25 protein-coding genes are annotated in these 26192 nt (G+C 69.5%); 15 read left to right on the top strand and 10 right to left on the bottom strand.

Going from position 1 to position 26192, the window contains the following annotated elements; translation table 11 throughout:
• Window positions 1-63 precede the first annotated feature (63 nt).
• The 4 genes from ABZ194_RS22615 (at window position 64) to ABZ194_RS22600 (ending at window position 3346) form a co-directional block, all read left to right on the top strand.
• Window positions 64-1338, top strand: coding sequence for a cytochrome P450 (locus tag ABZ194_RS22615; protein ID WP_355598980.1), 1275 nt, complete (start codon window positions 64-66; stop codon window positions 1336-1338).
• 237 nt (window positions 1339-1575) lie between these two features.
• Window positions 1576-2091, top strand: coding sequence for a DUF6328 family protein (locus tag ABZ194_RS22610; RefSeq protein ID WP_355598979.1), 516 nt, complete (start codon window positions 1576-1578; stop codon window positions 2089-2091).
• A 155-nt stretch (window positions 2092-2246) separates the two neighbouring features.
• Window positions 2247-2888, top strand: coding sequence for a response regulator transcription factor (locus ABZ194_RS22605; RefSeq protein WP_355598978.1), 642 nt, complete (start codon window positions 2247-2249; stop codon window positions 2886-2888).
• A 50-nt stretch (window positions 2889-2938) separates the two neighbouring features.
• Window positions 2939-3346, top strand: a complete 408-nt coding sequence (locus tag ABZ194_RS22600) for a pyridoxamine 5'-phosphate oxidase family protein (protein WP_355598977.1) — start codon at window positions 2939-2941, stop codon at window positions 3344-3346.
• Between the two features lie 150 nt (window positions 3347-3496).
• Here ABZ194_RS22600 and cydB read toward each other — a convergent pair whose 3' ends face one another.
• From cydB to ABZ194_RS22585, 3 genes are all read right to left on the bottom strand, one after another.
• Entirely contained in the window at window positions 3497-4474 is a 978-nt protein-coding gene (cydB, locus tag ABZ194_RS22595; protein ID WP_355598976.1) for a cytochrome d ubiquinol oxidase subunit II, read from the bottom strand.
• A gap of 42 nt (window positions 4475-4516) precedes the next feature.
• Window positions 4517-5902 carry a cytochrome ubiquinol oxidase subunit I gene (locus ABZ194_RS22590; protein WP_355598975.1) on the bottom strand — a complete coding sequence of 462 codons (1386 nt, stop codon included), beginning with the start codon at window positions 5900-5902 and terminating at the stop codon, window positions 4517-4519.
• A gap of 261 nt (window positions 5903-6163) precedes the next feature.
• Window positions 6164-7030 carry a universal stress protein gene (locus ABZ194_RS22585; RefSeq protein ID WP_355598974.1) on the bottom strand — a complete coding sequence of 289 codons (867 nt, stop codon included), beginning with the start codon at window positions 7028-7030 and terminating at the stop codon, window positions 6164-6166.
• A gap of 206 nt (window positions 7031-7236) precedes the next feature.
• Between ABZ194_RS22585 and ABZ194_RS22580 the strand changes: the two genes are divergently transcribed.
• The 4 genes from ABZ194_RS22580 to ABZ194_RS22565 all read left to right on the top strand — a co-directional run bounded on the left by ABZ194_RS22580 (window position 7237) and on the right by ABZ194_RS22565 (window position 10471).
• A complete protein-coding gene (locus tag ABZ194_RS22580; RefSeq protein ID WP_355598973.1) occupies window positions 7237-7908 on the top strand; it encodes a TetR/AcrR family transcriptional regulator in 672 nt (223 codons plus the stop codon).
• Window positions 7862-8350: a DUF6653 family protein gene (locus ABZ194_RS22575; RefSeq protein WP_355598972.1), complete on the top strand. Its 489-nt coding sequence runs from the start codon at window positions 7862-7864 to the stop codon at window positions 8348-8350. Before ABZ194_RS22580 ends, ABZ194_RS22575 begins: the two co-directional genes overlap by 47 nt.
• Before the next feature lie 191 nt (window positions 8351-8541).
• Window positions 8542-9024 carry a hypothetical protein gene (locus ABZ194_RS22570; RefSeq protein ID WP_355598971.1) on the top strand — a complete coding sequence of 161 codons (483 nt, stop codon included), beginning with the start codon at window positions 8542-8544 and terminating at the stop codon, window positions 9022-9024.
• A gap of 322 nt (window positions 9025-9346) precedes the next feature.
• Window positions 9347-10471, top strand: a complete 1125-nt coding sequence (locus ABZ194_RS22565; protein ID WP_355598970.1) for an LLM class flavin-dependent oxidoreductase — start codon at window positions 9347-9349, stop codon at window positions 10469-10471.
• A 111-nt stretch (window positions 10472-10582) separates the two neighbouring features.
• Here the strand turns inward: ABZ194_RS22565 and ABZ194_RS22560 are convergent, their stop codons facing one another.
• Window positions 10583-10870 carry a hypothetical protein gene (locus tag ABZ194_RS22560; protein ID WP_355598969.1) on the bottom strand — a complete coding sequence of 96 codons (288 nt, stop codon included), beginning with the start codon at window positions 10868-10870 and terminating at the stop codon, window positions 10583-10585.
• A complete protein-coding gene (locus ABZ194_RS22555; protein ID WP_355598968.1) occupies window positions 10867-11199 on the bottom strand; it encodes a hypothetical protein in 333 nt (110 codons plus the stop codon). The genes ABZ194_RS22560 and ABZ194_RS22555 overlap by 4 nt, the downstream gene beginning before the upstream one ends.
• 587 nt (window positions 11200-11786) lie before the next feature.
• Between ABZ194_RS22555 and ABZ194_RS22550 the strand changes: the two genes are divergently transcribed.
• Window positions 11787-13148 (top strand): hypothetical protein, encoded by a 1362-nt coding sequence (locus tag ABZ194_RS22550; protein ID WP_355598967.1) that lies wholly within the window; start codon window positions 11787-11789, stop codon window positions 13146-13148.
• A 274-nt stretch (window positions 13149-13422) separates the two neighbouring features.
• On the opposite strand, the gene ABZ194_RS22545 is transcribed toward ABZ194_RS22550, so the two are convergent.
• Window positions 13423-13926 (bottom strand): hypothetical protein, encoded by a 504-nt coding sequence (locus ABZ194_RS22545; RefSeq protein WP_355598966.1) that lies wholly within the window; start codon window positions 13924-13926, stop codon window positions 13423-13425.
• Between the two features lie 279 nt (window positions 13927-14205).
• Between ABZ194_RS22545 and ABZ194_RS22540 the strand changes: the two genes are divergently transcribed.
• Window positions 14206-15018 carry an SAM-dependent methyltransferase gene (locus tag ABZ194_RS22540; protein WP_355598965.1) on the top strand — a complete coding sequence of 271 codons (813 nt, stop codon included), beginning with the start codon at window positions 14206-14208 and terminating at the stop codon, window positions 15016-15018.
• A gap of 433 nt (window positions 15019-15451) precedes the next feature.
• On the top strand, window positions 15452-16570 hold the full coding sequence (locus ABZ194_RS22535) for a HoxN/HupN/NixA family nickel/cobalt transporter (protein ID WP_355598964.1): 1119 nt from the start codon (window positions 15452-15454) through the stop codon (window positions 16568-16570).
• Window positions 16571-16603: 33 nt separating this feature from the next.
• Here ABZ194_RS22535 and ABZ194_RS22530 read toward each other — a convergent pair whose 3' ends face one another.
• Together ABZ194_RS22530 and ABZ194_RS22525 are read right to left on the bottom strand one after the other, a co-directional pair.
• Window positions 16604-17413, bottom strand: coding sequence for a hypothetical protein (locus ABZ194_RS22530; protein WP_355598963.1), 810 nt, complete (start codon window positions 17411-17413; stop codon window positions 16604-16606).
• A 76-nt stretch (window positions 17414-17489) separates the two neighbouring features.
• Window positions 17490-18398 (bottom strand): DivIVA domain-containing protein, encoded by a 909-nt coding sequence (locus tag ABZ194_RS22525; protein WP_355598962.1) that lies wholly within the window; start codon window positions 18396-18398, stop codon window positions 17490-17492.
• Between the two features lie 457 nt (window positions 18399-18855).
• Here ABZ194_RS22525 and ABZ194_RS22520 point away from each other — a divergent pair, with 457 nt between their 5' ends.
• Together ABZ194_RS22520 and ABZ194_RS22515 are read left to right on the top strand one after the other, a co-directional pair.
• Window positions 18856-19260, top strand: coding sequence for a metalloregulator ArsR/SmtB family transcription factor (locus tag ABZ194_RS22520; protein ID WP_355598961.1), 405 nt, complete (start codon window positions 18856-18858; stop codon window positions 19258-19260).
• The gene (locus tag ABZ194_RS22515) at window positions 19253-20308 is read left to right on the top strand and encodes a cation diffusion facilitator family transporter (RefSeq protein WP_355598960.1); all 1056 of its coding nucleotides are present in this window, start codon (window positions 19253-19255) and stop codon (window positions 20306-20308) included. Before ABZ194_RS22520 ends, ABZ194_RS22515 begins: the two co-directional genes overlap by 8 nt.
• 31 nt (window positions 20309-20339) lie before the next feature.
• On the opposite strand, the gene ABZ194_RS22510 is transcribed toward ABZ194_RS22515, so the two are convergent.
• Window positions 20340-21320 carry a glucosyl-3-phosphoglycerate synthase gene (locus tag ABZ194_RS22510; protein ID WP_355598959.1) on the bottom strand — a complete coding sequence of 327 codons (981 nt, stop codon included), beginning with the start codon at window positions 21318-21320 and terminating at the stop codon, window positions 20340-20342.
• A 131-nt stretch (window positions 21321-21451) separates the two neighbouring features.
• Here ABZ194_RS22510 and ABZ194_RS22505 point away from each other — a divergent pair, with 131 nt between their 5' ends.
• Window positions 21452-23155 (top strand): hypothetical protein, encoded by a 1704-nt coding sequence (locus tag ABZ194_RS22505; RefSeq protein ID WP_355598958.1) that lies wholly within the window; start codon window positions 21452-21454, stop codon window positions 23153-23155.
• Here the strand turns inward: ABZ194_RS22505 and ABZ194_RS22500 are convergent.
• Window positions 23140-24576 carry a helix-turn-helix domain-containing protein gene (locus ABZ194_RS22500; protein ID WP_355598996.1) on the bottom strand — a complete coding sequence of 479 codons (1437 nt, stop codon included), beginning with the start codon at window positions 24574-24576 and terminating at the stop codon, window positions 23140-23142. The two genes, ABZ194_RS22505 and ABZ194_RS22500, sit on opposite strands and share 16 nt — an antisense overlap.
• A gap of 273 nt (window positions 24577-24849) precedes the next feature.
• Between ABZ194_RS22500 and aceA the strand changes: the two genes are divergently transcribed.
• Window positions 24850-26142 carry an isocitrate lyase gene (gene aceA, locus ABZ194_RS22495; protein WP_355598957.1) on the top strand — a complete coding sequence of 431 codons (1293 nt, stop codon included), beginning with the start codon at window positions 24850-24852 and terminating at the stop codon, window positions 26140-26142.
• Window positions 26143-26192 lie beyond the last annotated feature (50 nt).

Here is a 26192-nt window from a genome sequence, read left to right as displayed (position 1 = left end):
GCAGCAGAGAACACGCGGAAGTCAACAGGTGGAAACTCACCTGATGCCCCGAGGAGGGAAACAATGAGCGCTTCGACGGAGTCCGACACGACCGGCGCCCTCGCCCCGGTGAACCTCATGGACCCCGGTCTGCTGGAGGATCCCTTCGGGGAGTACTCCACGATGCGTGAGAGGGCGCCCCTGGTCCGGAGCGTCCTCTTCGACCCCGAGGCGCCGATCTGGCTGGTGACCCGGTACGACGACGTCAAGCGGGTGCTGAGCGACCCCCGGTTCGTCAACGACCCGGCGAACGTGCCGGGACTGGACGTGCGGAGCACCCGTGACAGGCAGCTTCGGGCTCGCGGGGTCCCTGAGGAGTACATGCCGTACGTGACGAAGAGCGTCCTCGCCGCCGACGGCGCCGACCACATCCGGCTCCGTAAACTCGTGTCCCGCACGTTCACCGCGCGCCGGGTCATGGAGCTTCGGCCACGGGTCGAGGAGATCACCGAGAATCTCCTCGACCGGCTCGAAGGCATGGCCCAGGACGGCGTCGTCGACCTGATCGAGCACTTCGCCTACCCTCTGCCGATCACCGTCATCTGCGAACTGGTCGGCATCCCCGAAGAGGACCGCCCGCGGTGGCGGGAGTGGGGCAAATCCCTGATGACCATGGAGCCGGAGGAGTTCGCGGCCACGCTGCGGAGCCTCGTCGAGGGGATAGACGCGCTGATCGAACGGCGACGCGTCACCCCCACCGACGATCTGCTCACCGGGCTGATCCGCACCCACGACGAGGACGGTGACCGGCTCAGCGACGCTGAGATGATCACCATGGTCCTGACCCTGATCCTGGCGGGGCACGAGACCACCGCCCACCTGATCGGCAACGGTGTCGCCGCCCTGCTCACGCACCCCGATCAGCTCGCCCTGCTCCGGAGCGATCCGGCGTTGACCCCCCGCGCCGTCCACGAGCTCATGCGCTGGTGCGGCCCCGTCCAGGGGACGCAGCTCCGTTACGCGTCCGAGGACGTCGAGATCGGCGGTATGCGCGTGCGGCAGGGTGAGCCCGTGATGGCGATACTGGTGAGCGCCAACTACGACCCGCGCGAGTTCGACGCCCCGGAGCGGCTCGACATCACCCGGGAGCCGGACGGTCGCCGGGAGAACCACCTCGGGTTCGGGTACGGCCTGCACTACTGCCTGGGCGCGGCGCTGGCCCGCCAGGAGGGTGAGGTCGCACTGGGGGCACTGCTGCGCCGCTTCCCCGATCTCGCCCTCGCCGTCGCCCCCGCGGATCTGCGGCGCCAGCCGATACCCGCCTCGTGGCGGCTGGAACAGCTACCGGTGAAGCTCTGACCGGCCGTCCGACCGGCCCCTCGTGAGGGTCTCCGGCAGTCCCCGCTCACCCCGGCTCGGGATGTGCGCCCCGTCAACCGGGCAGTAGTGCGCCCAGGGGTGGTGGGGCCGCCGGAGACGGAGGGCCATCCCGCCGAGGCCCCTTGACGCGCGCCGGGTTGCCCGGACTCCACGCCTCGGCGCATCATCGACACGACAAGGCCGAAGGTCGCGTTCCATGTGTTCTGGACAGATCAGGTGAACAGGAGCCCCTCTGGGGATGAGGCCCCCGCGCCCGGTGAGAGCGGCAAGGCGCGGATAGACCGGGAGCTGGGCGAGCTCCTCCAGGGGTTGCGCGTCTCCGTCACCGGGGTCCAGGTGCTGTTCGCCTTCCTGCTCACCCTTCCCTTCCAGGCCGGTTTCCCGAAGGTCACCCCGGCCGGCCGGTGGCTGTTCCTCCTCGCGCTGCTCAGCAGCGCCCTGACCTCGGTGTGCTTCATCACCCCCGCGGCCCAGCATCTACTGCTCTTCCGAACCCCGTTGAAGGAGAAGATGCTCCGCCGGGCCAACCGGATCGGCACCGTCGGCATGGTCGCCCTGGTGATCTCCATGACCAGTGCGATCGCGCTGGTCATGGAGATCGCCGTCGGCAACCTGCCCGCCGTGCTCTTAGGCGGCGCGGTGGCTCTGACCGCCGGCTGCCTCTGGTTCCTGCAGCCGATCCTCGACCTTCACCGCCTCCACGCCACCGGCGGCAACCGGCGATCCCGGTAAGAAGGCGGAGCCGCCACGGTCCACGCCGCCCGCTTCACCGGCCGAACCGCGTCATCCTTGTGATCCGGGTCACGGGCGTGGACGGGGCCGGGTCTCATCGGGCGGGGAGCCGGCCCTCTACCCACTCGGGCCGGAAAGGCAATAGCGTGCGGAACATGATTCGCGTTTTCCTGGTAGACGATCACGAGGTGGTACGGCGAGGCGTGGCCGCGCTGCTGGAGTCGGAGAACGACATCGAGGTCATCGGTGAGGCCGGGACCGTGGAGTCGGCGGTGGCCCGCATCCCGGCGCTCCGGCCGGACGTGGCGGTCCTGGACGTGCGGCTGCCCGACGGCAGCGGCGTGGACGTGTGCCGCGAGGTCCGGTCCAAGATGCCGGAGCTGGCCTGCCTGATGCTGACCTCGTTCGCCGACGACGAGGCCCTGTTCAACGCGGTGATGGCGGGCGCCGCGGGATACGTGCTCAAGCAGATCCACGGCTCGGACCTGGTCGGGGCGGTGCGGACGGTGGCCACCGGCCAGTCGCTGCTGGACCCGCAGACCACCTCCAGCATGCTTCGGCGCCTGCGCGACCAGGCGAGCGTGAAGGATCCGCTCGCGGCCCTGTCGGACCAGGAGCGCCTCATCCTGGAGCTGATCGGCGAGGGCATGACCAACCGGCAGATCGGCGAGCGGATGTTCCTGGCGGAGAAGACCGTCAAGAACTACGTCTCGAACCTGCTGGCCAAGCTCAGCATGCAGCGCCGTACCCAGGTGGCGGCGCTGGCGGCCCGGATGAAGGCAGATCGTCACGAATGACGGGACCTTCGGCCCTGAACAGCCCTCCCCACCTCGGGCAGGCTGGAAATATGAAGCTGGACTCCACCTGTTCGCAGACGCTCTCCCGCCTGGAGTGCGGAGAGCTCCTCTCCTCCGTCCCGATCGGACGAATCGTCTTCACCGATCGCGCTCTGCCCGCGGTCCAGCCCGTGGCCTTCTGCCTGGACGGTACGGAGATCGTGATCCGCACGACGGCGGGCTCGAAGCTGGCCACGGCGGCGATCGACGCCGTGGTGGCCTTCGAGGCCGACGACTTCGACGCCGCGATGCGTAGCGGCTGGTCGGTCACCGTGGTCGGGCACGCGCGGGCGGTCCACGCTCCCAAGGAGGTCGCACGGCTGTCGAGACTTCCGCTGATTCCGTGGATGCCCGACGGCCGCGACCACTTCATCACCGTCCGCACCGACCAGATGGCCGGCATCCGGGTCTGCTGCTAGAGCCCGTCTTCCCCGATCGCGGAACCGGGCCGGGAGCCGGATCCCGATCAGGGAAGACGCCGGAGACGGAGATGGTCCACCCCGCACCGCCTGCCGGGTCCGGCACCGGCGGAGGGCGCCGGAGACACGACGGCACCCTCCGCGGACCGGCTAAGACCTGCTCCGGGTGAGCCGGCGGCGGAAGATCCAGTAGGTCCAGCCCTGGTAGGCCAGCACGAGCGGGGTGAAGACGACCGCGACCCAGGTCATCACCGCCAGCGTGTAGGGGGTGGAGGAGGCATTGTCGACGGTCAGGCTGTTGGCCGGATCCAGTGCGGGCATCACGTTGGGCCAGAGGTTGCCGAAGAGGGTGACGGTGACCGCGACGATCGCCACCGCGCTGGCGGTGAACGCCCAGCCGTCCCGGCCGCGCAGGGTGGCGGGCAGCGACGCCCCGATCCCCGCCGCGGCGATCCCGGCCACGACCCAGGTGGCCGGCCTGCCCACGGTGAGCTGAGTGATCACCAGGAAGGCGCCGCCCACGGCCAATGCGGCCAGGGCCAGCAGTTTGCTCAGGGTGGCGGCGCGCGCCCGTAGGTCACCCTCGGTGCGCAGCGTCAGGAAAAGCGCGCCGTGCAGGGTGAACAGTGTGAGCGTGGCCAGGCCGCCCAGTAGCGCGTACGGGTTGAGCAGCGTGAGCAGCGAACCGGTGTACTCGTGGTCGGCGTCCAGCGGGACGCCCCGGACGATGTTGGCGAACGCCACGCCCCACAGGAAGGCCGGCAGCAGCGAGCCGAAGAACATGGAGCGGTCCCAGCCACGCGGGTTGTCGCTCTTACCTCGATACTCGATGGCGACCCCGCGCAGGATGAGCGCGACCAGGATCGCGAAGAGCGGCAGGTAGAAGCCGGAGAACAGGGTGGCGTACCACTCGGGGAAGGCGGCGAAGGTGGCGCCTCCGGCGACTATCAGCCAGACCTCGTTGCCGTCCCAGACGGGTCCGATGGTGGCCAGGATCGTCCGCCGGTCGGTCTCGTCCCTGCCGAGGAAGGGCAGCAGGACGCCGACGCCGAAGTCGAAGCCCTCCAGGACGAAGTAGCCGGTCCACAGTACGGCGATGAGCAGGAACCAGACGGTGGTGAGTTCCATGAACGGTCCTTGGTAGAAATCCTTAACACGATTAAGGAAGGTTTAGTAGGAAAGGGCGGGGGCGACGTCCGCGGACTCCTGACCGGGCTCGTCCTCGGGACCGATCCGGATGAACTTCAGCAGCAGCCGGACCTCGATCGCCGCGAGCACGCCGTAGAGCAGGGTGAAGCCGACCAGGGTTATCGCGACCTCGGGGATGTCGACACCCGGCGAGACCGCGGCCGCGGTGCGCATGACACCGAAGACGGTCCACGGCTGGCGGCCCATCTCGGTGAAGATCCACCCCAGGGAGTTGGCCAGGAACGGCAGGCCGATGCCCCAGATCGCGATCCGGTGGAACCACGGATTCTCCGGGAGCCTGCCACGCCGGGTGAGCCAGAGACCCGCCGCCGCGAGCAGCGCGGCCAGCACACCGAACCCGATCATCAGCCGGAAGGACCAGTAGGCCACGCCGATGATCGGCCGGTAGTCGCCGGGGCCGTACAGGGCCTCGTAACGGGCCTGGACGTCGTTGATGCCCTCGACCCGGCCGTCCAGGGTGTTGGTGGACAGCAGGCTGAGACCGTAGGGGATCTGCAGGTTGATGTGGTTGCGGCCACGGGCGACGTCACCGACGGCGAAGATCGAGAAGCCCGCGGAGGACTCGTCCTCCCAGAGCGCCTCGGCCGCGGCCATCTTCATCGGCTGCTGCTCGGTCATGATCTGCGCCTGCCAGTGGCCGCTGAAGGCGACGCCCACCGAGGCGACCAGGGTGACGGCCATCGCCATCCGCGCCGAGGTGCGGAACAGCTCGATGTGCCGCTTCTTCAGGAGCTGCCAGGCGCTGACACCGGTGATGAACGCCCCGGCGGTGATGAACGCGCCGAAGATGACGTGCGGGAGGGTGACCAGGGCGGTGGAGTTGGTGAGCACCGCCCAGATGTCGGTGAGCTCGGCCCGGCCGGTCTCGGGGTTGAGCCGGTAGCCGACCGGGTGCTGCATCCACGAGTTGGCCGCCAGGATGAAGTAGGCCGACAGGTTGGTGCCGATCGCCACCGCCCAGATCGTCGCCAGGTGCAGCCTGGGCGACAGCCTGTCCCAGCCGAAGATCCACAGTCCGAGGAAGGTGGACTCCAGGAAGAAGGCCATCAGGCCCTCCATCGCCAGGGGGGCACCGAACACATCACCCACGAAACGGGAGTAGTCACTCCAGTTCATCCCAAACTGGAACTCCTGCACGATGCCGGTGACCACGCCCATCGCGAAGTTGATCAGAAAGAGCTTTCCCCAGAACTTCGTCAGCCGCAGGTAGGCGGGCTTGCCGGTGCGATACCAGGCGGTCTGCAGTCCGGCCACGATGACCGACAGGCCGATCGTCAACGGGACGAAAAGAAAATGGTAGACCGTCGTTATCCCGAACTGCCAGCGTGACAGGTCCAAGACGTCCATGGGCGCTCCGTCTCACAAGTGATGTCCTCGTAAGAATCTCGGACCGCCGGAGGCCCGCCGTAGGGCCGGCAGGCCTCGCCGAAGAGGACTTTCGTCCTAATTGTCCAGGACAGTGGCCACCTATCCGAAAGCAGCCATCCTGCAGATGAACGTCCGGTCACGTCCCCTGCGGCACACCCCCGTCACGTCCCCCGCGAAGCACCTCCCCGGCCGCACCTTCTTCCGGGCTCGCGGACTCGCGGGCCCCCTCCGGACGTCCGATCACTCGTCCTTCCCGGCGCGCACCACGGCGACGGGACAGCCGGCGTGGTGCAGCACCCCGTGACTCACCGAACCCAGTACGGCCGAGCCGAACCCGCCCAGTCCGCGTGACCCGACCACGACGAGGTCCGCGGCGGCCGAGGCCTCGCAGATGTCGCGGACCGGGTGCCCGTAGAGCACCGTCTCCTCCACCTCGACCCGCGGATACCTCTCCCGCCACGGAACGAGGGTGTCCGCGGCCAGACGTCGCTCGGCCTCGAAGACATCCTCGACCAGCGGCGTGTAGGCGGTGGCACCCGCCGCCAGGACGGGCAACTCCCAGGAGTGGATCGCACGCAGCCGCGCACCACGGCGGACGGCCTCCTGGAAGGCGTACCGCAGTGCGGCCTCCGACTCCGGGGACTGGTCGAACCCCACGACGACCTCGCCGTACACCTGCTTGGGCTCTCCTCTGACGACCACGACCGGCGTGGTCACGTGCCCGGCCAGCGCGAGGGATACGGAGCCGAGCAGCAGCCCGGCGAACCCGCCTCGCCCGCGGCTGCCCACCACGACCAGCTCGGCGCCCTCGGCCTCGCGCCGCATGACCTCGGCCACCCGGCCGGTCTCCATCGACGTGTCCACCGCGAGGCCCGGGACCCGCTCACCCGCCAGACGCGCCGCGGCGTCCAGCACGGCCCGGGACTGCTCCGTCAGGGAGTCACGGAAACCGGACGCGGTCCGGTGCGAGGAGTCGTAGACCCACGGCTCGCGCACATGAACGATTCTCAGCGCGCACCCGCGCCGGGCCGCCTCGTCGGCCGCCCACTCGACCGCCGCGTTCGCCGGGGACGAACCGTCGGTACCCACCACTACATGTGCCGTCATATCGACCTCCGTGATTGTCATCTCTCATACGATCATTCCCCGCCGGGCGGCGCAGCCGCCGAAAGTCCCCACCACAGGGGACTTCCGCCTCCCCCGTCCCCCAAACGGATCCGTCCGCCGACGTTCTCGTCGACAGACCGCGGGGGTTGCCGTAGGGTGAGCTATGAACATAAAAACGATTCGTTCATAGCTTTAACGAGGAGAGCATGGCCATCGCCTTCGACGCGGAAGACCGCGAGCGCATCACCGCGTGCCTGCTGGAGACCGCCGAGCGGCTCTTCGCCGCGCACGGGGTGAAGAAGACCTCACTGGAGGAGCTGGTGGCTCCGGCGGGCATCGCCAAGAGCAGCTTTTACGCGTTCTTCGACTCCAAGGAGGCGCTCTACCTGGAGGTGATGGTCCGCCGAGCCCCCCTCATCGGAGCCTCCCTGGCCAGGGCGGCCGACCGGCGCCCCGACACCGAGGCCCTGGTGGAGGTGATGCGGGCACTGACCGACCTGCTGTCGAACGACCCCTTCTACCGGCGCCTGCTCAGCCACCCCGACGAGCTGCGCGCGGTCAGCAGGCGGGTGGGTGAGGCCGAGGTCGCCAGAGTGAACCCGTACGTCGTCGCACCGCTGGTCGATTTCCTCCGCTCCGGCCAACGTCAGGGTCTCATCGTGGACGACCTCGCGCCCGAGATCCTCATCAGCGTGCTCCGGACGGTGGGGCTCGTGGTCGCGCATCGCGAGGACTACGGCGCCACCTACGGAGAGGTGCTGGAGGCCACCATCCGTACCCTCGCCGTGGGCCTCACCAGGCCCACGGCCCCTCACTCCCCTGGAGGCCGGCATGAAACCACTGACCGTGGTGGCCGACACCTTCCGTATGACCGATGAGGCGTGGAAGCGGCACGCCAACCCGTGGAGCGTCTACACACGCTTCGCCGCGATCCCCGCGATGATCCTCGCCATCTGGAGCCGGACCTGGATCGGCTGGTGGTCGCTGCTTCCGATCGCCGCCGTGATCGTCTGGCTCTGGCTGAACCCGCACGTGTTCCCGCCGATCGAGACCCCGCGAGGCTGGGCCGCCAGGGGGATCTACGGCGAGAAACTGTGGTTGCTCAAGCCCGATCAGGTGCCGCAGGGGCATCGGGGGATCTTGCGGCTGCTGATTCCCCTGGGCGTCGCCGGGTTCGCGCTGCTGGTCTGGGGCCTGATCGCCCTCCTCGTCTGGCCGACCGTCTTCGGCATGACGCTCGTCGTGCTCGCCCAGCTCTGGCGGATCGACCGGCTCGGCCTGCTGTACGAGGAACGGCGGCGCGCCGTGCCCGGCGGCTGATCACCGGGCACGGAACCGATCACGGAACGCGGGCCGGTAACAGGGGACGTGGGACGGTAACGGAGCGCGGGGCGGGTCACCGGAGACGGCGGACGACGGCGGTTGGTCATGGCATCGGCGGGAATATCCACCTGGTCACCGCCTCGGAGGCGGGTCCGAGGGGCGGCGGGGATCGTTCGGGGGGAACACGCATGTCATGCGGACGGAATGTGGTGGCCGGGGTCGTCGCGGCCGCGGCGGGCACCACCGCGCTGAACGTCGTCACCTACCTGGACATGACCGTGCGCGGCCGTCCGGCCAGCGAACTGCCCGGCGAGGCCGCCGACGACCTCGCCGGGCGCCTCGGCGTCGACCTCGGCTCCGGTGGCGTCGGTGAGAACCGCCGTGACGGCCTGGGCGCGCTGCTCGGATACGCCACGGGTCTGGGGGTCGGGGCGCTGTACGGCCTGCTCTCCCGTGACCGGCGCCCGTCCCTGCCGGTGGCCGCCCTCGGGCTGTCCGTGGCCGCGATGTCCGCCTCCGACACCCCGCTCACCGCGCTCGGGCTGACCGACCCGCGCGACTGGGAGGCGTCCTCCTGGGTCGCCGACGCCGTCCCGCACCTGGTCTACGGACTGACCACCGCGGCCGTCTACCGGTGGCTCACCCACCCTCGTCCTTCCCACCGGAGGTGACATCGGTGTTCCGGCGGGGGCGGGTGCCGTCCCTCCGGCGAGGTCACCGGGCACACCCCGGACGGTGACACACCTCGCGTCCCCGGCGCCGTCACGGACGGCCCCTCAAGCCGCGGCCAAGCCGCGGCCAAGGCGCGGCCCTTGAAGACCTCCCCGCCGTGCCAGGCGACATGGTCTCCACGCACGACCGGATGCCCCGCTGCGGCTCCGCGACGGCGGATGCGAACGGGGGACGGACGGGAGGCGGGAATAGGGTTGATCTTCGCAATACCAGGAGTGGCTGAACGCTCAACAGTTTTTGGCAGTGAGGAGGACGAGCACGATGCAGTTCGGGATCTTCACGGTGGGCGACGTCACCGTCGACCCCACCACCGGCCGGGCGCCGACCGAACACGAGCGGATCAAGGCGATGGTCGCCATCGCCCTCAAGACCGAGGAGGTCGATCTCGACGTCTTCGCGACCGGCGAGCATCACAATCCGCCCTTTGTGCCGTCGTCGCCGACGACCATGCTCGGCTACCTCGCCGCGCGGACCGAGCGGCTCATCCTCTCCACATCCACGACCCTGATCACCACGAACGACCCGGTCAAGATCGCCGAGGACTTCGCGATGCTGCAGCACCTGGCCGGCGGACGCGTCGACCTGATGCTGGGCCGCGGCAACACCGCGCCGGTCTACCCGTGGTTCGGGCAGGACATCCGTCAGGGCATCCCGCTGGCCATCGAGAACTACGCGCTGCTACACGAGCTGTGGCACAAGGACGTGGTGGACTGGGAGGGGCGTTTCCGCACACCGCTTCAGGCGTTCACCTCGACGCCCCGGCCGCTGGACGGGGTTCCGCCGTTCGTCTGGCACGGCTCGATCCGCAGCCCGGAGATCGCCGAACAGGCCGCCCGCTACGGCGACGGGTTCTTCGCCAACAACATCTTCTGGCCGAGAGAGCACTTCATGCGCCTGATCGAGCTGTACCGGGAGCGCTTCGCGCACCACGGGCACGGCACCCCCGAACAGGCCGTCGTCGGACTCGGCGGCCACGTCTTCATCCGGCGCAACTCTCAGGACGCGGTACGCGAGTTCCGCCCCTACTTCGACAACGCGCCCGTCTACGGCCACGGTCCGTCACTGGAGGAGTTCACCGAGAGGACCCCCCTCACCGTGGGCAGCCCCCAGGAGGTCATCGACAAGACCCTCACCTTCCGGGACTCCTTCGGCGACTATCAGCGCCAGCTGTTCCTGGTGGACCACGCCGGGCTGCCACTGAAGACCGTACTTGAGCAGATCGACTTCCTCGGCGAGGAGGTGGTGCCGGTCCTGCGTAAGGAGTTCGCCTCCAACCGCCTCTTCCACGCGCCGGACGGCCCCACCCACGCGGCCCTCGTCGCCAGGCACCGCGCCGAGGCGACGAGCGGGAAACCGTCCGCTCCCTTGACATCCTCCCCCGCCTGACCCTCCTGACGTCCGCCCGAGACGTCTCAGTCCGAGCGGTGCGACACCGCGCCCCTGTGCTCGCGGACGAACATCGGGCCGGAGGCAGCGGGATTGACGAGCCCGGGGAGATCACCGCTGTGCGGCGCCGCCGCCTCCCGGCGGCTCCTCCCGGGGATGCCTGTGGATTCGGTGGATCAGACGGGCCGCTCCGGCCGGGTCGCCGACCGCGTGGTAGCGCCACCTGCACCTCTCACCGATCCACCGGAACCACTCGGCACCCACCCAGACGACCAGGCCCGGCGCGAGACTGAGCATCGGATCCCCGGAGCGCATCCAGAAAACGTCCCGCTCCTCGGTCGGCACCCCGAGAACGTGCAGTTCACGGCGGAGCTCGCCGAGCGCCCTCTCCACGGTCACCGGGATCCCCGGGGCGTACGGCCCGGCGGTGGACTCCCGGCTCCCGGTGGCCCGCCCCGCGCCTCCCTTCCGAAAGGGGCTGCCTCCCCGGCGGACGGCTCGCCGTACGGCGGCGCTCCCCGCCGGGCGACGACATGCTCGATGTGCCTGGCCGCGCGCTCCAGCTCCTGCGGGGTCGCCGCCTCGATGTGCGGTACGGCCGACAGGTGCCCGGCCCGGGGAACCGCCCAGAAACTCCCGGTGTGCTCGCCGTACCAGACCGTCCACCACGGCAGCCGCCGGGCCAGTTCCCATCCCGCCACCACGTTTCCCTCCGTTCGCTCGTCCACCGCGCGCCCACCTCCGGTCACCGAATCCATCGACGCCAGTAGAAGACGGGGGAGGCTGATCACGGAGGGTGGCAACGGGCGACGACGCCGATCACATCGGCTGTCCCCGCGTGTTCTTCGGCCTCGACCGGCGGAACACGGCAGGACCGGAGAACCGCGGGGCCGCCGGAGGACGCCGGAGGACGCCGGAGGACGCCGGAGGACGCCGGAGGACGCCGGAGGACGCCGGAGGACGCCGGAGGACGCCGGAGGACGCCGGGAGCCGGACTTACCCGGCAGGTCTAATTGTTTCCTTGACGACCGAGGTCCTAAAACACCCCAAAACATCTCATATCAACCCAATAACACTCGACAGGCAGTCGGCGTGGCGCACCCCCGAGTGCACTCTGCCCCTGAACGCCCCCCACTCAGAGCCGATCGATTAACAACCACGGACGGATCCCGTCTCCGCCGATGCGACCACGCGTCGTGTCCTCTTTCGGCCACCGGCCACACCGGTGTCTCCGATATCGCGCACGGTCGATTTCGGAGAGTGACAATGGGTGTGGCGGGTGTTCCCGACGGGGTCAATTCAAGAGGTGATGGCGGTGGCCGGAGACGGCGTGTTTCCCGCGTGGGCGGTGCGGGTGCGTGCCGAGCGCAAGACGCTGGGCTGGGATGTGCACACCACGGCGCGGCGGTTGCGGGCGGCGGCCGGGGATGCCGGTCGTGACCTGCCCGATCACGAGTCGCTGGTGCGCACGATCCGCCGGTGGGAGTCCGGTGTGATCGCGATGCTGTCGGAGCGCTACCGGTTGCTGTTCAGCCGGGCGATGGGCATCCCCGAGGCCATCCTGTTCGCACCCGAGCGCACCTTGAGCCCATACGACGGCACAACGGACAATGGGGGCCGATCCCCCGAGCATCATGAGGGAGCAGGTGATCCCACGAACCGCCGTGATGCGCTCAAGGTCGGCCTGGCCACCGCCATGGGCCGGGTGCTGGGCGACGCCGCCGAAGAGGCCATGGAGTTCACCCGCCGCGCCGGCCAAACCGCCGTCGGCCGCGCGACTCTCGATCATCTTGAGGTCGCGGTGACCGACATCGTCGGAGGCTTCCACCGACGGTCACCGGCCGACGTGTTCGCTGTTGCCCGTGCCTACCGTCAGCGGGTGGACCAGCTCATCCGCAGCCCGCACACACTCAAGGAGGGTCGTGAGCTGTTCGTCTATGCCGGGTGGCTGTCGGAGACCCTCGCCTGGCTGGCTTATGAGCTAAGCAACCCTGTTGCCGCTCGCGCATATGCCATCGACTCCTTCGAGTATGCAGACCAGGCCGGACACGACGAGCTGTATGCCTGGGCGGCCAACGTCACGGCCTCCATCTCGATGAATGCCAGGCGACCGGATCTCGCCATTTCAGCCGCACGAAGAGGCATGACCAAAACGCCCGCCGATCATGTACTGACCCTACGGCTGAGCGTCCAAGCAGCCCGGGCGCACGCCCACCTTGGACAGCGAGCAGAGTGTGAGTCGCTACTTCACTCGGCCGAGGAAATATACGGGCGGCTACCCGCACGTGCGGCAGGACGCTTCGGAATCGACATGGGCGCTCTGGCTGCAGGGCACACGATGACCGACTATCCGGCGGCGGCCTACATCTCGCTGGGTGACTTCGAGAAGGCACGTCAGCGTGCGGAGGCAGCGGTCGCCACACACGAGTCGAAGCCGATCGAGATCCGATCCCCCAGCCGCGAAGCGATCGCTCGAATCGATCTCGGCATTGCCCTCGCCGGACTTGGCTCCCCCGACGAGGCCATCACAATGGCCTCCCAAGCCCTGGAGTCACCCCGGATAGTCGAACGTGTCCACTCCCGTGCCGCCTACCTCGACGAGGTCCTTACCGCGCGCTATCCCGGCATGAAAGACGTAGAGGAGTTTCACCAGCGTCGTCTGACCCTCGCGACGTGAGCACGAGGGCACCGCACTTGCTCCACCGCGTCCGCACGGAGATCTCCTGGTTCATCGCGATCCCGTTCTGCGCCGGCAGGTCCCGCCTCCTGCCGAACGGGACATTGCCCAGAGCGGAGTCATAGCCGCTCAGCGTCAGGTCGCCAAGGGTGTGAACGGGCTGTCTGTGCGGCAGCTCGACCTCCTTGCCGCCGGCTGCCCCAGCCACTCCAGAGTGGAGGTCTCCGGAAGCACATGCTCGATCGTGATCTTCTTGTTGGCCGGGTCCACGCGCTCAGTGGGCGGAGACCAGGGTCTTGAGCACGATGATGGCCAGCCCGAGGATCAGGTTGGCGATCCCGGAGACCACCACGACGCCCGTGGTCCAGCGGGTCTTCAGCGCGGCGACGACCGCCCAGGTGACCTGGCCGGCGACCGCCACGCACAGCGCCACCCAGGCCGCCACCGCGTCCGACGCCCCCAACGCCGAGGCGAAGGCGGCGGCGATGGCCGGAGGGAAGGACGCCTGGGCCAGCGGCCATTCCTGCCTGGCGATCCCGTGGACGTTCGCCCAGGTGAAGGCCCGTGTCGGGTATCCCCGGCTGACGAGCTGGGCGTACACGTGGGTGATCCAGAACACGACCCCCGTACAGATCAGCAGGATCACCAGGTCCGCCGCCGAAGGCGGCCCGCCCTCGACGGTGCTGCCCGCGACCACGGAGGCGGCCAGCAGCGAGCCGTACACGGCGCCCGCGTACTCGGCCCGCGCCGCTGCCACGCCCGCGTCACGCTCGCTCATGACCACAGTCTGGTTCGCGGGTGCGCGAACCATCTGAGCGACGTGCGGGACAATGCACAGTTTTGGCAACGCCGGTGGTCAGGCCGCGCCGATGCCGACTTCGATGTGGGTGACACCGGCTCCGTGCGAGTCTCGGTCACGGTGTCCCGGCCCTATCGGGACACGTACCTGAGAAGACGGCGGAAGGCGGGAAGCGGGCGAGGTTTGCCGCGATCACGGTGTGCGTGATCAACTAGGCTGACCATATCCGGTGCGAATACCGCATGAACGGAAGCGCCCATGAGCACCCCCCGTGACCCAGGCCAACCCATCGACCTCGGTTTCGACCGGCCACACTCGGCCCGCATCTGGAACTACTGGCTGGGCGGCAAGGACAACTACCCGGCCGACCGCGACGCAGGGACCATGGTCGAGCAGCTCATCCCCGGCATAGCCGACTCGGCACGTGCCGACCGGGCGTTCCTGGGCCGCTGCGTCACCCACCTGGTCGCCGACGCCGGGATCCGTCAGTTCCTGGACATCGGCACTGGCCTGCCCACCGCCGACAACACCCACGAGGTCGCCCAGCGGATCGCGCCGGAGTGCCGGATCGTCTACGTCGACAACGACCCGCTGGTCCTGACCCACGCCCGCGCCCTGCTCGTCAGCACTCCCGAGGGTTTGACCAACTACATCGACGCCGACCTACGAAACCCCCGTCACATTCTGGAGGTCGCCGCGGAGACCCTCGACTTCACCAAGCCGGTGGGGCTGATGCTGCTGGGGATCCTGCACCACCTCGTGGACGACGACGAGGCCCTGGGGGTCGTACGGGACCTGATCGACGCCATCCCCTCCGGCAGCTATCTGGCGATCGCGCACGCCACCGCCGAGGTTCACGGCGATGCCATGCACGAGGCGATGCGGCGGTTCATGGAACGCGGCGGCACCCCGATCGTGGCCCGTGACCGCGCCCAGCTCGCCGGTTTCTTCGACGGCCTGGAACTGCTTGAGCCCGGCGTGGTGTCCTGTTCCCGCTGGCGTCACGAACCCACCCCGTGGGGCGAGCCCAACGAGGTGTCCCAGTTCTGCGGCGTCGCCCGCAAGCCGTAGTAGGTCACCCGCAGCCGTGACGAACGGCACCCTCCTACCCGGCCCGCACTTCAAGCCGGTCATGAGAGTGCCGTTCCGGTCCGGGGCACACCGGTCCTGGGATACCCGCAGGAGGTCTCGCGGCCCCGCGTTTTCGGGTGAACGGTACGGCTCAACGCTTCCGCCCGTGATTATGGACCCCGGCACCGCGGAGCTGTGGAGGATGACGGGCAGGTGCGGAACCGGCCCGCGGTCCCGCCGTTACCGCATCCTCGATCCTCGCTACTGCCGCTCTGTCGTGGCGGCGCTGAGTCGCCGCGCCGCGCCTTTGGCAATCTCTCCGTACCAACACCAGCAAGTATCATGACCTTTAAGCATATATATCGCTATTGCACCTCTTTTGCAGTGAAGTTAGGTTTGTAGGGTATTTGTCCGTCTCCGTCGGAGCGGCCCTATGAGTTCACCCGCCGCCATCTCGGGCTCCGCGCGCAGGCGCCCCCTCTCCGGCGGGGAGTGGAGCCGCATCGCGGGGATGGCCCTCGTCATCGCGGCACTGCACATCGCGGGCTGGCTCTCCCTGATCGTCCTGGTCGCCCCGCACAACTACCGGCTGGGCCAGGCGGGGGCCTTCACTGTCGGGCTGGGCGTCACCGCCTACGTCCTGGGCATGCGGCACGCCTTCGACGCCGACCACATCGCGGCCATCGACAACACCACCCGCAAGCTCATGGCCGACGGCCGGCGCCCGGTCTCGGTGGGCTTCTGGTTCTCTCTGGGCCACTCCACCATCGTCTTCGCGCTGTGCCTCCTGCTCGGCGTCGGCGTCCGCACCCTGGCCGGCCAGGTCGAGAACCGGGCATCCCCGCTGCAGACCGTCACCGGCCTGATCGGCACCCTGGTCTCCGGCATCTTCCTCATGGTCATCGCGGCGATCAACGCCGTGATCCTGTGGCAGATCGTCAAGGTCTTCCGGCAGATGCGCCGCGGCGCCTACGACGAGGCCGCACTGGAGGAGCAGCTCAACAGGCGGGGCCTCATGAACCGCGTCCTCGGCGGAGCGACCAAGGCCGTGCGCAAGCCCTGGCACATGTATCCGGTCGGCGTGCTGTTCGGCCTCGGCTTCGACACCGCCACCGAGATCTCCCTGCTCGTGCTGGCGGGCGGGGCCGCCGCGTTCGCCCTGCCGTGGTACGCGATCCTGACCCTGCCCGTGCTGTTCGCCGCCGGGATGAGCCTGCTGGACACCATGGACGGCTGCTTCATGAACTTCGCCTACGGCTGGGCCTTCTCCAAACCCGTGCGCAAGGTCTACTACAACATCACCATCACCGCGCTGTCCGTCGCCGTCGCGATGATCATCGGAGCGATCGAGCTGATCGGCCTGCTCTCCGAGAAACTCGGCATCCGGTCCGGCCCCCTGGGGGCCATCGCCGCCCTTGACCTCAACTACGTCGGCTACGGCGGCGTCGCCCTGTTCGTGGCCACCTGGATCATCGCGCTCACGGTGTGGCATCTGGGCCGCATCGAGCAACGCTGGTCGGCCGGCGTTCGCCCGGCCGACGTCGATCGCTGACTCCGGCGTGGCCGGCGCCGGAGTCGGAGGGCCTCAGTGGGCGAACATCATGAACGTGCCGATCGTGACGGCGGCGACCGCCGCGAAGGTCAGCTGCCACCGTGACAGGCCGCCCTCCTGGTTGCGGGCCGCGAGTCTCATGCCGACCAGCGCCGTGCGCAGCATGATTCCGGTCACCACACCGAGCAGCAGAGGCACAGCACCCTTCGGCAGGGGGCCGGCGGTGGCGATCAGGACCCCGATCCCAGGACTCGCGCACGACACCACCAGCCACGGGGTCAAGGACTGCTTGGCCATGTCGAGCAGAGCGGTGAGTGCCAGCCCCTCGCTGGCGGAGTGCACGGCCAGCGCTATCACGACCACGGCGGAGGTGCTCAGCGCCAGCGTCGCCCCCTCGATCGCCCGGTGAACGGTCAGCGCGGCCGCGGTTCCCATCCCGCCGTACAGGGCGGCCCCGACCATCTCGTTGACCCGGCGGTGACGGCCGGGGGCGTGGTTTCCGGCGGCCCGCCTCTCCTCGTGGCCGTGCCCGCACGCCCTGCGGGTGAAATAGGTGACCACCAGGAAGCCGACCGCCACCGCGCCCCCGAGGCCCCACAGGGGCACTCCGACCTCGACCGCGTCGTGCCACGCGTCCGGAAGCATGTCCGTCACGGCGGTGATCAGCATCACCACGGAGGCGACCGTCAGCCAGCCCGCCACATGCCGGGCGTTGGACCGTGCCAGCCACGCCCCCGCGAGGGTGGCCAGGCAGACCAGCGCCACCGCGATCCAGGTGCCGGAGCCGGGGGGCCGCCCGTCCTCCAGCACCGGAACCGCCCGTGCCCAATGCGCCAGCGGCATTGTCACCACCCCTTGTCGATGAGACCTCGGAGGTCAGGGACCACGACATACCACGGAGACGCCCCCCAGCCGGAGATCACGACATACCTCGGGGGCGCATGTCGCCGCCGTGGCGCCCGATGTCCGCGTGACGCGCCGGGGAGGCCGGGGAGTCGGCCGCGGGAGTGGCCGACGGGACCACGGGGCTGGTCGTGGAGCCGGCCGGCGAGACCGTGACACCGGCCGTGGCCCTGGAGTTCGCCGTGGAGAACGTGGCGTCCGCCGCGCGGGAGGCGGAGGTCACCGGAACGGGAACTGGTGCCGTCCGGGAAACGGAACCGGCCGGTGACAGACCGCCCTGCCCCCCGGGATCGGCCTGCCCCTCCAGCTCATGGAGCAGGTTCCGCACCTGACGGACCTGCTCCTCCAGGCTCCCCACGAGGCGGCTGCCGTACTCTCGCACGACGGCGGACAGGTCCTCGCGGGCCGTCTGAAGGCTCTCCACGGACTCCAGGGCCGCGCGGTGCCTGTCCCGCACGTCACGCTCAAGGGCCTCGGCCCTGCCCACGGCCTGCCGTTCCACCGCCTCGGCCTGGACGTAGGCTCCGGCGACCACCCTCCTGGCCTCCTCCTGCGCCCTGGAGATCTCCCGGTCGGCGGCCTCCCTGGCAAGTGCCACGATCCGCGCCGCGCTGTCGCCCGCCGAGTGGGGCGCCGGTTGGCCGGCACGGGCGTCGGTGCCGGCCAGCCGGGCGTTGAGGTCGGCGTTCTCCTGGAGAACCCCGCGCAGGGCGATCTCGACCTGGCCGAGAAAGGTGTCGACCTCGGCCAGGTCGTAACCCTCGCGGAGGCGAACGGTGGTGAACACCTTGTTGCGCACGTCGGCGGGGGTCAGCACCCCGCCTCCCGGGGCATGGAAGCCCGGGCCACGCCCCATCGCGGACATGTCCGCGACCACGACCAGGGGGGCGTGCTCCGGGTCGTGCCTCCTGTGTCCTTCGCTCACGGTCTGTTCACCGAGCCCTTCGCGGTGCTTTCGGATTCGCGGTGCTTTCGGATCTGTGGGAGGAAACCGGGGTACGCGGAGCCGGCCGGGCCGGCCTCCCGCGTCTTTCCGGAGCGGGCGATCGTTCTCCCGCCGCCGGACATGCCGCTCCGCGCGCGTCCGGCGGCCGAGTGGCGGGGATCCGAGGGCGGGAACGGTCGGTCACCCAGGCCATGACCACCTCTTTGCCTTGAAAGTAACCTGCCGTTACCTTTAATGACCGTCGGTAGCCGCCCCGAAACCTCCTGGAAGGAAAAGTTGAGCAACCATTCATACGTCACCCCGGCCCTCCGGCCACCCACGGCGGATCCGCCGCCCCGCACCACACGAGATGGGCGAACCTCCGGCCCGTCCGGCCCCTGCGGGCGATCAAGAGGGGTGTCTTGACGTGCCGCCCGGCCGCTCTACACTTGAATATATGAATAACCATTCAAATGTTGCCGCCACAGTGCCCGACGTCTGTGTGACACCGGTCGTCGACGCCGGCCGGGTGGCCTCCGTGAGCGAGACGCTGCCCCCCGAGGAGGCGATGCGGGAGCTCGCGGAGGTCTTCGGGCTGCTGGCCGACCCCGGGCGGTTGCGCCTGATGGCGGCGCTGCTCGAAGGGGGCGAGATGTGCGTGTGCGACCTGGCCGCGGCGACCGGGCAGAGCATGTCGGCCGCCTCACACGCCCTGCGACTTCTGCGCATGCACCGGGTGGTGAAGGTCCGCAGGTCCGGGCGGATGGCCTATCACAGCCTGGCGGACTCGCACGTGCGGATGCTCTTCGATCTGGCCATCGCCCATATCGGGCACGGCGCGAACGGGCGCGACGATGACTGACCGCGCCGTCCGAGATCGGGGCGGAGACCGGGACCGGAACCACGGACGGGGACAGGAGCAGGGGCGCGAACACGGACGGGGACAGGGCCACGGGCACGGGCACGGCGTCAGCGCCGAGGCCGACCGCCGCTATCTGACCGGCGCGCTCGCCCTGATCATCGGGTTCATGGCGGTCGAGGTGGTCATCGGCATCACCGCCCGGTCGCTCGCGCTCATCTCCGACGCCGGGCACATGCTGACCGACGCCATCGCGATCGTCTTCGCCCTGATCGCGATGCGGATCGCGGCGCGGCCTCCGCAGGGCGGGTTCACCTACGGCCTCAAACGGGCGGAGATCATCTCGGCGCAGATCAACGGCATCACGCTGCTGCTGCTCAGCGTCTACTTCGTCTACGAAGGCGTCCGGCGGCTGATCGAGCCGCCGGAGGTCGAGGGCCTGTACGTCGTGGTGACCGGCCTGGCCGGAATCGTGGTCAATCTCGCCGCGACCTGGCTGCTCAGCAGGGCCAACCGGTCGAGCCTCAACATCGAGGGCGCCTTCCAGCACATCCTGAACGACCTCTACGCCTTCGTCGCCACCACCGTCGCCGGGCTCGTCATCTGGCTGACGGGATGGAGCAGGGCCGACGCCATCGCCGCCCTCGTGGTCGCGGCGCTGATGTTCAAGGCCGGCTGGGGCCTGGTCCGCGACGCCGGCAGGGTCTTCATGGAAGCGGCACCCGCCGGGATGAACCCCGCCGACATCGGCAGGAAGGCCGCCTCGCTGGATCAGGTCGTCGAGGTCCACGACCTGCACATCTGGGAGGTCACCTCGGGTTACCCGGCGCTGTCGGCGCACATCCTGGTCGAGCCGGGAGCCGACTGTCACGCCGTGCGCCTGGCGGCCGAGCGGATGGTCCACGACGAGTACGGCATCGAGCACACCACGATGCAGGTCGACCACGCGCCTTCCGGGCTGCTCACCATCGAGGGCGCCGACGCGCACTGCGCCGATCCGCACGGCCCCACCCACCTCGGCGGCGCCGCCCCCCGCCCCGGCCAGGGCTGATCAAGGCGCGAGCCGCGAGCGAGGCCATGGCTTATCGCGGCGGCCGGGGCGGGGGGCGGCTCTCGGCGCGGGGGCTCTCTCCGGTGACGGTGACCATGGGGGGGCGTTCGCCCACGGCCACGTCGCGGACGGTCACCTGGTGGCCGCCCGGACCCCGCCGGAACTGGGCCAGGCGGGGAGACGGCGTGTGCAGCGAGACCATCTTGTTCTGGCGTTCCAGCCTCGACCAGGCGGCCTGCAGGATCTGGGCGGCCATGCCGCCCAGGGCCTCGGCGGACTGGTGGGAGTGGAGACGGCGGCCCAGGTCGACCTGGGCGAGGGCGTCGAGTCCGACGAGGTCGAGCAGGTCGATCAGCAGGGCCAGTTCCACACCGTACCCGGTGACGAACGGGACCCGCTCCAGCACCGCCCGGCGCCCGGCGTACTCACCGGCGAGGGGTTGCACGAATCCGGCGAGCAGTGGCCAGTGCAGGTTGAGCAGGGGGCGGGCGACCAGCTCGGTGACCCGGCCGCCACCGCTCTGCACCTTCTGCAGGGGCCGGTCGTAACAGCCCTTGACGTAGACCACGCCGGGGTCGCCGAACAGCGGGCCGAGCAGTCCGGTCACGAACGACGTGTGGAACTCGCGCAGATCGGCGTCGACGAAGACGAGCAGGTCACCGGAGGTCGCGGCGAGAGACTTCCACAGTGCCTCCCCCTTGCCGTCCAGCGGTTTCAGATCAGGCAGGATCTCGTCCTGCGCGATCACCGTGGCCCCGGCCTGCGCGGCGCGCACGGCGGTGTCGTCGACGGAGCGGGAGTCGATGACCACGATCTCATCGACGAGCGGCACCTTCTCCATCAGGTCACGCCGGATCGCCGTGACGATCTCCCCGACCGTCTCCCCCTCGTCACGCGCGGGCAGCACGACGCTGACCGTGGTGTCGCCCTTGGCCCGCAACAGCCACGGCAACGACCAGTCGTCCGACGTTGAGGTGCGCTCACGCAGCCATGCCTCCACTTCAGGCAGCACAGCCCACCCTTTCCCGCACCTAGGAGTTCACGAATATCACCTTATGCGGCTCTGATTCTCGCCGGGTACCGGCTCTCGTACCCGCCGCGTAGTGGGAAGATCGGCTCAGACCGGAGCGAGGAGGGGCGGATATGGACCCGGGGGCCGTGATGAGGGCGGCACACACCGTCCGCGACGAACTCGATCACCTGCTGGGCGGAGCCTCCGGGGAACTGCGGGACCGGCTCGATCCGCTGCTGGCCGAGGAGGGCAGGCAGGCTCCGGGGCCGCTGGCCGACGCCGTCATGTCGCTGGTCGTCCAGTACGGCCCGGCCTGGGAACGGCTCTGCCTGCTGCTCGGCCCGGACGACCGGGCCACCGTCCAGGAATCCGGCCGGACGCGCAGCGGAGAGCACGACAGCGGACACGGCGGGGACGGCGGACACGGCGGACAGGTCAGGAGACCTGTCGGGGAGCCCGGCGGGGAACGCGCCACATCCATGATCGGCCGGCTGACCGGAGCCTTCCGCAGACGGCGCCAGGAACGGGAAACGGTGCCGGCCGGACCGGCCCCGGAGACGTTCCCGCTGATCGAGGCGCCCGGCGAGGTGGTGGCCGGCTGGGGTGCGGAGGTGCAGGTCGGCCTGTCGCCCGGGGAGGTCCCGGAGGGTACGGCGGCGGCGCCGTCCGGGCACGAGCCGGTCGATCTGGACGTTCAGCTCATCGCCGAGGGGTTCGAGGCGCCCGGCGGATGGCGGGTGCGGCTCCGCCTCGACGCGGCCACGCCGTACCCCAGGGCGAGGATCGGGCTGGTGGCCCTCGCGCAGGACCAGCCGGTGACCGCCCGGCAGATCCAAGCGGTCTACACCGTGCGGGGGCAGGTGACCGGCTTCGGAGTGCGCGCGCTCGCCGTCCTCGACTCCCCCGGCCTGCTCGGCCAGGAGAACGCCCCGCACCCGGTCGCGGGCACCCGGGTGCGGCCGGCCGACGACGGGGAGGCGCCGGATGTGACCGCGGTCATCGTCCACGGCGACCGGCCGGGGAGGCTGTGGTGGACCTACGGGTCACCGCACTTCGTCACGCCCGACCAGGCGGAGGTCTGTGAGCTGGGCATGCGGGCCTCGGAGTTCGGGCGGCGGCTGGCCGGGCAGGCCATCTCGCTGGAGAACGTGGGGCGGCAGGTCGCCGCGCGGGTTCCGCGGGGCTTCTGGGAGCTGCTGAACGCGGTGGCCGTCCGGGTGGCGCCGCGCCGCCCAAGCGTGCTGATCCTCTCCCAGGAGCCGCACGTCCCCTGGGAGCTGGCCGTGCTGGAGCACCCGTTCGACCAGTCCGCCCCCGGCTTCCTGAACTGCCAGGCGGTGACCGGCCGCTGGCCCCTGGGTGGCAGGCGCCCCGAGCTGCCGCCGCCGGTGCGGGCGGGGAGCGACGGCATGGCGGTCGTGTACGGCGGGCCGCAGGCCCACCCGCTGGTCTCCGCCTACGGCGCCGTCCAGGTGAATCCCGTGCTCGGCGACGTGCTGGCGCTGCTCGGCGATCCGCCGGACGTGGTGCACCTCGCGACCGGCGGGGCGGCGTTCGAGACGCTGGGCCGGGGCATGGGCGGCGGTTCGTTCGTCTTCCTGGACGAGCCGGGGGACTGCCAGCCGTTCCTGCTCGCCGGGGCGAGCGGGGCCGTCGCCCCGTTCAGGGCGGTCGGGGACGGCCTGGTGGAGGAGTTCTACCGCCGCGCCCTCGACGGCGAGCCCCCCGCCGAGGTGCTGCGCTCGCTGCGCTGTGTGGCCCCCGCCACGGCACCCGCCTACCGGTTCTTCGGCCACCCCGCGCTCACGCTGTCGCGGGGTCACTCCCGGGCGTGACGTTCCAGGAAGGTGTAGACGTCGGCCTCGTCCACCCCGGGGAACGATCCGGGCGGCAGGGCGGCCAGGACGTGGGAGTTGCCGCGCGCCGAGGGCCAGGCGTAGCCCTCCCAGCGCTGGGTGAGCTCGGCGGGCGGGCGGCGGCAGCAGTCGCCGGTGGGGCAGCCGGACTTGGTGCGGTTGGTGGTCTCCCTGCCGCGGAACCAGCGTGACTCGCGGTACGGCACGCCCAGGGTGATGGCGAAGTCCCTCTCCCGGGAGGGGTCGACGTGGGCGACACAGAAGTAGGTGCCGGTGGGTGAGTCGGAGTACTGGTAGAAGACGGAGAAGCGGTCCGGGGAGCGGAAGACCTGCCGCCCCGACCACTGCAGGCACATTCGCTGGCCCTCGATGGCCCCCTGCTCGTCGGCGGGGAAGACGATGCCGTCGTTCTCGTACGCCTTGTAGATGATCCCGCCGGCGTTGTTGCGGACGAAGTGGCAGACCAGGTCCAGGAAGTGGGTGGCCAGGTTGGTGAAGCGGTGCGCGGCCATCTCGTAGGAGACGGCGAACACGTCCCGCAGATCCTCCACACTGAGCGCCCGGTCCTGTTTGGCCTCCCTGAGGTACGGCACGGCGGTGGCCTCGGGCACCAGGACGGCGGCGGCGAAGTAGTTGGCCTCGGTCCGCTGCCGCAGGAAGTCGGCGAAGTCGCGGGGTTTGTGGTGGCCGAGGGCAAGGTGGCCGAGGGTCTGCAGCAGGATCGTGCGCGGGGTGTGCATACCGAGTTGCTCGTGCTTGACGTAGATGCGCCGATTGCGAAGGTCGGTGATGGAGCGCACCGTACGGGGCAGATCCTGAACCGTCCGCACGGTGTAGCCGAAGTGGGTGACCAGCGCCTGCACGGTGCTCTGTGACAGCGCTCCGGCGCGGTAGCCGACCGCGGAGAGCGCCTCGGCCGCGGCCTTCTCGATCTCCTCGAAGTAGTTGCCCCGCTCACGCTGCATGCGGCGGAGCTCGGCGTTGGCGACGCGCGCCTCCTCGGGGGTGGCTGTGCCCTTGGCCTGACGGGACCGTAACTCGCCGTAGAGGCCGAGGATGTGTTCGAGCACGTCGTTGGGGACTCGGGCGGAGACCTTGAGTCTGGCCAGGCCAAGCCCCGCGTACAGCGGGTCGCGCTGGGCCTCCTCCAGCGCCATCTCCAGCTGTGCCCGCCGGCTGGGGGCCTGGCGGCGGAGCAGTTCCTCGACCGGCACGTTCAGCGCGGTGGCGAGGGATTTCAGCAGGGACAGCTTGGGCTCGCGTTTGCCGTTCTCCAGCAGGGAGAGTTGGCTGGGCGCACGGCCGACGCGTTCACCCAGGTCAGAGAGGGTGAGCCCACGCTGTTTACGCAGGTGTCTCAGGCGCTGACCAAACGCGATGAGGTCAAGCTCCTGCGTCAAGGACAGCGGTTCTTCACCGACCAGGGATGCCATAGCACGATGCTAAACGAAATTTCCGGGGATATTTCAGCGCTGCCGGGAGGCAGCGGCTCAGACCACCCGGATTGGTCTAGTCCATAGCGAAAACTATTAACTTCTTTCCTGCCGAATACTTGCAAGTATTGCCCTAAAAGGAAAAGGTGAAGTTTTTTCGCAAAGTTCGACCTTGTTTGCCTATTCGGTTGGGGCACAGACTCGGATCAAGGCACCCAGGGGACGACAAGGAGTGAAAAAATGAACGATCGCCTCAAGGGAGCCGCAGACGAGCTGCGGCGAGATTGGGAGACCAACCCCCGCTGGACGGGCATCGAGCGGACATACACGGCCGAGGACGTGATCCGGCTCCGGGGGTCCGTCCAGGAGGAGCACACCCTCGCCCAGCTCGGCGCCGAACGGCTCTGGCACCTGCTCAACACCGAGGACTACGTGCACGCCCTCGGCGCGCTGACCGGCAACCAGGCCGTGCAGCAGGTCAGGGCGGGCCTGAAGGCGATCTATCTGTCCGGCTGGCAGGTCGCGGCCGACGCCAACCTGGGCGCCCAGACCTACCCGGACCAGAGCCTCTACCCGGCCAACTCGGTCCCCGCCGTCGTGCGCCGCATCAACAACGCGCTGCTCCGCGCCGACCAGATCACCTGGTCGGAGGGCGACCAGGACGCGCCGCACTGGCTCGCACCGATCGTGGCCGACGCCGAGGCCGGCTTCGGCGGCGTGCTCAACGCCTTCGAGCTGATGAAGGGCATGATCGCCGCGGGTGCGGCGGGCGTGCACTGGGAGGACCAGCTCGCCTCCGAGAAGAAGTGCGGCCACCTGGGAGGCAAGGTCCTCATCCCGACCGGCCAGCACATCAAGACCCTCAACGCGGCCCGTCTCGCGGCCGACGTGGCGGGGGTCCCGTCTGTGGTCATCGCGCGGACCGACGCCCAGGCCGCGACCCTCCTGACCACCGACGTCGACCCGCGCGACCGCGTCTTCACCACCGGCGACCGCACGGCGGAGGGCTTCTACCGCGTCCGCAACGGCGTCGAGTCCTGTATCGCGCGGGGCCTGGCCTACGCTCCCCACTCCGACCTGCTCTGGATGGAGACCTCCACCCCCGACCTGGACGTGGCCCGCGCGTTCGCCGAGGCCATCAAGGCGAAGTACCCCGACCAGATGCTGTCCTACAACTGCTCGCCCTCCTTCAACTGGAAGAAGCACCTGGACGACTCCACCATCGCCAAGTTCCAGCGCGAGCTCGGCCACATGGGCTACCGGTTCCAGTTCATCACGCTGGCCGGCTTCCACTCGCTCAACCACTCCATGTTCGACCTGGCCCACGGCTACGCCGAGGAGGGCATGACCGCCTACGTCGAACTCCAGGAGGCCGAGTTCGCCGCCGAGTCGCGCGGCTACACCGCCACCCGCCACCAGCGCGAGGTCGGCACCGGATACTTCGACCTGGTCAGTACGGCCATCGCGCCGGACTCCTCCACCACGGCGCTCAAGGGCTCCACGGAGGCGGAGCAGTTCGAAAAGGCTCACTAACCCCTTCGACCCGGGCTCGCCTGGACGCTTCCAGGGCATGGGACCGCTTC

It is taken from the genome of Streptosporangium sp. NPDC006007, from assembly GCF_040614315.1.
GTDB lineage: Bacteria > Actinomycetota > Actinomycetes > Streptosporangiales > Streptosporangiaceae > Streptosporangium.
This window is presented reverse-complemented; position numbering and strand designations above follow the sequence as displayed.